The sequence below is a fragment of the Pseudoalteromonas sp. S3260 genome (genome assembly GCF_005886925.1).
Taxonomy (GTDB): Bacteria; Pseudomonadota; Gammaproteobacteria; order Enterobacterales; family Alteromonadaceae; genus Pseudoalteromonas; species Pseudoalteromonas tetraodonis.
The window spans coordinates 1-279 of the sequence record NZ_PNCV01000223.1; the positions used below are offsets into that span (position 1 = coordinate 1).

The window sequence follows — 279 nt, forward strand, 5'->3', positions numbered from 1 at the left end:
AGACGTGTGCTCTTCCGGATCTCGATATCACTGGTGTTTTTTGCGCTAAACATTACCTCACGCATAGCACCCGGTTTCACATCAACACTGTATTCTTTAGATTTAACAATAAACGGCGCACCACTTTGCGCATGGGTTGTAAAGCTCACACCTATTTCTCGGTTTTCAGTGATTTGTGTACTTTGTTCAGCTTGCTCAAGCGACGGCTTGCCATTAAGCCCAGTTATGTCGCAAAACACGTCATATAAGGGCACTAAGGCAAATGCAAAAGCAAACATA

At 43.7% G+C, this 279-nt stretch carries 1 protein-coding gene; it reads right to left on the bottom strand.

Going from position 1 to position 279, the window contains the following annotated elements; translation table 11 throughout:
• Positions 1-278 (bottom strand): cytochrome c oxidase assembly protein (locus tag CWC14_RS18250; RefSeq protein ID WP_212746567.1); only part of this gene is annotated, 278 nt, incomplete at its 3' end.
• Position 279 lies beyond the last annotated feature (1 nt).